General features: G+C 62.5%; 8 protein-coding genes. 7 read left to right on the top strand and 1 reads right to left on the bottom strand.

The window, feature by feature from the left end:
• The 5 genes from AYR66_RS03315 to AYR66_RS03295 form a co-directional block, all read left to right on the top strand.
• Positions 1–359, top strand: a 359-nt coding sequence (locus AYR66_RS03315) for an alpha/beta hydrolase (protein WP_420093083.1), incomplete at its 5' end; no start/stop codon positions are given.
• Between the two features lie 143 nt (positions 360–502).
• Positions 503–1,648: a D-alanyl-D-alanine carboxypeptidase family protein gene (locus tag AYR66_RS03310; protein WP_088706340.1), complete on the top strand. Its 1,146-nt coding sequence runs from the start codon at positions 503–505 to the stop codon at positions 1,646–1,648.
• 81 nt (positions 1,649–1,729) lie between these two features.
• Entirely contained in the window at positions 1,730–2,014 is a 285-nt protein-coding gene (locus AYR66_RS03305; RefSeq protein ID WP_088706339.1) for a DUF1330 domain-containing protein, read from the top strand.
• A gap of 10 nt (positions 2,015–2,024) precedes the next feature.
• Positions 2,025–2,870 (top strand): D-amino acid aminotransferase, encoded by an 846-nt coding sequence (locus AYR66_RS03300; RefSeq protein WP_088706338.1) that lies wholly within the window; start codon positions 2,025–2,027, stop codon positions 2,868–2,870.
• Between the two features lie 38 nt (positions 2,871–2,908).
• Positions 2,909–3,178: a DUF493 family protein gene (locus tag AYR66_RS03295; protein WP_088706337.1), complete on the top strand. Its 270-nt coding sequence runs from the start codon at positions 2,909–2,911 to the stop codon at positions 3,176–3,178.
• Here the strand turns inward: AYR66_RS03295 and gcvA are convergent.
• A complete protein-coding gene (gcvA, locus tag AYR66_RS03290; RefSeq protein ID WP_088706336.1) occupies positions 3,162–4,070 on the bottom strand; it encodes a transcriptional regulator GcvA in 909 nt (302 codons plus the stop codon). The two genes, AYR66_RS03295 and gcvA, sit on opposite strands and share 17 nt — an antisense overlap.
• A gap of 143 nt (positions 4,071–4,213) precedes the next feature.
• Here gcvA and AYR66_RS03285 point away from each other — a divergent pair, with 143 nt between their 5' ends.
• Together AYR66_RS03285 and AYR66_RS28175 are read left to right on the top strand one after the other, a co-directional pair.
• Entirely contained in the window at positions 4,214–4,564 is a 351-nt protein-coding gene (locus AYR66_RS03285; protein ID WP_088706335.1) for a DUF2917 domain-containing protein, read from the top strand.
• Between the two features lie 25 nt (positions 4,565–4,589).
• Positions 4,590–4,881 (top strand): alcohol dehydrogenase catalytic domain-containing protein (locus AYR66_RS28175; protein WP_170942265.1); only part of this gene is annotated, 292 nt, incomplete at its 3' end.

Here is a 4,881-nt window from a genome sequence, read left to right as displayed (position 1 = left end):
TGGCGGTGCTGCTGCAACACATGCAGCAACAGTATCCGGGCCTGCCGTTCGCGCTCGGCGGCTTCTCCTTCGGCACCTTCGTGCAGTCGCAATTGCAACAGCGCCTGATCGCTGCCGGCACACCCGCCGAACGCCTGGTGCTGGTCGGGACAGCCGCCGGAAAATGGGCGATGCCCGAAGTTCCCGCCAACACCATCCTCATCCACGGCGAGTACGACGACACCATTCCGCTTGCCGATGTGCTCGACTGGGCACGCCCGCAAGACCTGCCGGTGGTCGTCATTCCCGGCGCCGATCATTTTTTTCACCGCAAGTTGCAACATATTAAGAGTTTCGTGGTCGAAATGTGGCACCGCTGAAAGTGCTTTCGGGAAACCCGAAATAAAGGGCCTTTTCAAGCCCCGGGTTTCCAAACGCCAGCTTGCTGCGGGGCTATAATTCCGACCTTGTTTACTCCTGTATCCGCCCGGTCTCCGCGCGGGGTTTCAATTTGCACACGCCCATGAAGAAGCTCTTTGCCGCCCTTGCGGCCACCCTCCTCACCATTTCTGTTGCCTTTGCGCAAGCATTGCCGCCGCCGACCATTGCCGCCAAGTCCTGGCTGCTGCTCGACGCCACCAGTAACCAGGTCCTCGCTGCCCAGGACCCAACGATGCGCGTCGAACCGGCATCGCTGGTCAAGATCATGACCGCCTACCTTGCCTTTTCCGCCATCAAGGAAAAGCGCCTCGACCTGAACCAGATGGTCAATGTGTCGGTGCGTGCATGGAAAGTCGATGCGAGCAGCTCGAAGATGTTCATCGACCCGGCGACCCCGGTGAAGGTGAATGACCTGCTGTACGGCCTGATCGTGCAGTCCGGCAATGACGCCGCGGTCGCGCTGGCCGAAGCGGTTGCCGGCACCGAAGAAGCCTTTGTCACGCTGATGAACCGCGAAGCCGAGCGCATGGGCCTGAAGAACACCCGCTACGCCAATCCGCACGGCCTGCCGCATCCGGACAACTACACCACCGCGCAAGACCTGTCGATCCTGGCCACGCGCATGATCGCGGACCATCCGGACCTGTACAAGATCTACTCGACCAAGGAATTCACCTACAACAAGATCACGCAGCCGAACCGCAACCGCCTGCTGTGGCTGGACCCGACCGTCGACGGCATGAAGACCGGCCACACCGCCGCTGCCGGATTCTGCCTGATCTCCACCGCCAAGCGTCCGAACGGCGGCAGTGACCGCCGCCTGATCTCCGTGGTGCTGGGCACCGTGTCCGACCAGGTGCGCGCATCGGAAAGCCAGAAGCTGCTGAACTGGGGCTTCCAGAATTTCGACACCGTCAAGCTGTACGCCAAGGGCCAGCCGGTCGCGACGCCGGAAGTCTGGAAAGGCTCGCAAGGCCAGGTGAAGATCGGCTTCACGCAAGACGTGTATGTCACCGTGCCGAAGGGCGTTGCAGACAAGATGAAGCCGGTGCTGGAACGCAAGGACCCGCTGGTCGCCCCGGTGGCGCAGAACAGCAAGGTCGGCACCCTGAAGATGATGGTCGACGGCAAGGCTCTGACCGAACTGCCGGTGGTGGCGCTCGAGCAGGTGAACCAGGCGAGCATCATCGGCCGCGCATGGGATTCCGTGCGCCTGTGGATGAAGTGATGCCGGTGTCACTCGACATATAACGCAAGTTGTCGCGGGGTGCAGGAATGCACCCCGTTTTCTTTTCGCCCAGGAGAATCCATGCCCGCCTACATCATCGGCCACATCACCGTCCGCGATGCCGCCAAGTGGGACGAGTACCGCGCCAAGGTCGGCGCCACCATCGCCACCTGGGGCGGCGAGCTGGTCTTCCGCGGGAAGAAACTCAAGGTCCTTAGCGGCATCCATACCCATACCGACACTGTCGTCGCCCGCTTCCCGGATAAGGATGCGCTGCTTGGCTGGCACGATTCTCCCGAATACCAGGCACTTATCCCGATCCGCGACGCCGGCGCGGATGTCACCCTGGTCAGTTACGAAGCCTGAAGGAATTCTGATGCAAGACCCGCTCGTCTACCTCAACGGCGAACTCACGCCCCTTTCCGAAGCGAAGATTCCCGTGCTCGACCGCGGCTTCATCTTCGGTGACGGCGTGTACGAAGTCATCCCCGTCTACAACCGCAAGATGTTCCGCGCGAAGCAGCACATGGCGCGCCTGTTCCGCAGCCTCGATGCGATCCGCATTCCTAATCCGCATACCGAAGAAGAGTGGATGGCGCTGATCGATAAGGTCACATCCGCGCATCCGGCTGATACGCAACTCGTCTACATGCAGGTGACGCGTGGCGTCGCGAAACGCGCGCATGCCTTCCCCGCCGATGCGACGCCGACCGTGTTCATCATGACGAATGCGTTCACGCCGCCGGATGCCGCGACGGTCGACAACGGCGTGCGCTGCGTGACGACGGACGACCTGCGCTGGCAGCGCTGCGACATCAAGTCGATATCGCTGCTGGGCAATGTGCTTGCCGCGCAATATGCCGCGGAGAACGATGCGCTCGAAGCGATCCAGTTCCGCGACGGCCTACTGACGGAAGGCGGTTCGTCGAACATCTGGATCGTCAGCAACGGTGCCGTCTACGGCCCACCGAAAAGCACGCTGATCCTGGAAGGCATCCGCTACGGCCTGCTGGAAGAACTCTGCGCAGCCTGCAACATTCCGTTCGGCTCCCGCGCCATCACACGTGATGAAGTCTTTGCCGCCGATGAAGTGCTGATGACGTCCGCCGGCCGGGAAGTGCTTGCCGTGACGGTGATCGACGGCAAGCAAATTGGCACTGGCAAGTCCGGCCCGGTGTTCCGGAAGTTGTACGCGGCCTACCAGGATGCCAAGAGGGCGTAAAATACGGGCGTTGATTGATTTACCGTTGCACCCCTGCCATGTCCCAGCCTACCGACAGCCTCATCGAATACCCGAGCGACTTTCCCATCAAGATCATGGGCGTCCTGCAGGAAAACTTCGCCCAGACCATGGTTGAAGTGGTCACCCTGCACGACCCGACCTTCCATGCGGGCAAGATGGAAATGCGTCCGTCGTCAAAGGGGACTTACCTGTCGCTCACCGTCACCGTGCGCGCGACGAGCCGCGAGCAGCTCGACAACCTGTACCGCGCGCTGTCCTCGCACCCGATGGTCAAGGTAGTCCTTTAAGCGGCGGCAATTTCGCTACTTCCTGCAGCAACCACATCCTGAACGCCTGCACCTGCGGCTTGCGCAGCGACTCAGGCGGGCATACCAGATAGTAGGACTGCGGCACCCGGATCGCGATATCGAACAGCCGCACCAGTTCTCCCGATTCGATGTCCGACGCGGCGATCGCATGGCGCGCAAGCGCGATGCCATGCCCCTCCACCGCCGCCCGCACCAGCATCGATGAATCCTGGAACACGAGGCCGCCGGTCGGCTCGAGGAAATCCAGCCCCGCCGCGCGGAACCACGGCGTCCACGGCTCCATCTCGCAACGCAGCAGCGGATGCTGCGCCAGCTTGTCCGGCGTGGGCGGCAGCCTGCCCTTGTTGAAGCGTGGACTGGCGACCGGATAGTAGTAGTCGTCCATGATCTTCTCGACTTCCAGGCCGGGGTAATTACCACGGCCGAAGCGGATGCCGATATCCACCGACTCGCGCACGAAATCCGTCAGCTGGCTGCTCGACTGCAGCATCACTTCCATGTCGGGATGCAGTTCGATGAACTCGCCGAGCCGGGGCGAAAGCCAGCGCGCCGCGAACGAGGGCAGCGCGGTCACCGTCAACCGTTTCTGCTTCCCTTCCACCTGCAATGCGGCGGCGGCGGCCGCAATATCGCCCAGCGCCCGGCGCAGGACGTTGGCGAAGCGCTCGCCTTCCGGCGTGATCGCGATGCGCTTGCCGTGGCGCGCAAAGAGCGGCACGCCGAGCTCCTCTTCCAGTGCCCGCACCTGATGGCTGATCGCACCATGCGTGACGTGGATTTCCTCTGCCGCACGGGAAAAATTGCCGTGCCGCGCAGCCGCCTCGAAGGCGCGCAGCGCCGCCAGGTTGGGTAGTCGCCTGAACTCAGCCATATGTGAATCCAACTAACAAGAGAATCAAAAATATATCGTTTAGACAAGCGCTAGGCAAGGACTATGATGCTTTCACGGGATGGGAAAAAGCCATTCTGCAAGCCGGCAGCGGCATCCAGTCCCGCCAATCCAGGAGCGACATCATGAGAGGGTTATTCACAAACAGGACACTCAGCCTCCCCGCCGGACAAGCCGTATCCGGTACTGCCGCGCATGCCGACACGCTGCGCATCCAGCGCGGACGCGTATGGATCACCGTCGAAGGCATCAGCCACGACTATTTCCTGCACGCAGGCGACAGCTTCACCGCCGTGCCGGGCCGCCTGACGGTACTCGAAGCCGACGGCGACGCCAGCGTAGAATTGCGCCGCCCGGAAGCGGGACGTATCCTGAAAGGCATCGGACAACAACTTGCCGCCTTCCTGCAGGGCATGTCGCGCCGCGCGGTGGTGCAGACCTCGCTGAAACGCCATCGCACCTGCGACGCCTGCTGAGGCGGCGCATTCCACAGGAGACCACATGCGCGCTGCCAGCTATACCCGTACCGGCCCGGCAAGGGAAGTCCTCACCGTCGGCGAGATCGACACCCCGGCCGCCGGGCCGGGCGAAGTCCGCGTGAAGCTGGCGTGGTCCGGCGTGAATCCGTCGGATGTGAAATCGCGTGCAGGCGTGCGCACCACGACCCTGCCCTTTCCGCGCATCGTTCCGCACAGCGACGGCATGGGGGTAATCGATGAGGTGGGCGAAGGCATCGACCCGGAACGACTCGGGCAGCGAGTATGGACGTGGAACGCAGCCTGGGGACGGCCGG

Source organism: Noviherbaspirillum denitrificans (genome assembly GCF_002211445.1).
In the GTDB taxonomy this organism is placed as follows: Bacteria; Pseudomonadota; Gammaproteobacteria; order Burkholderiales; family Burkholderiaceae_D; genus Noviherbaspirillum; species Noviherbaspirillum denitrificans.
This window is presented reverse-complemented; position numbering and strand designations above follow the sequence as displayed.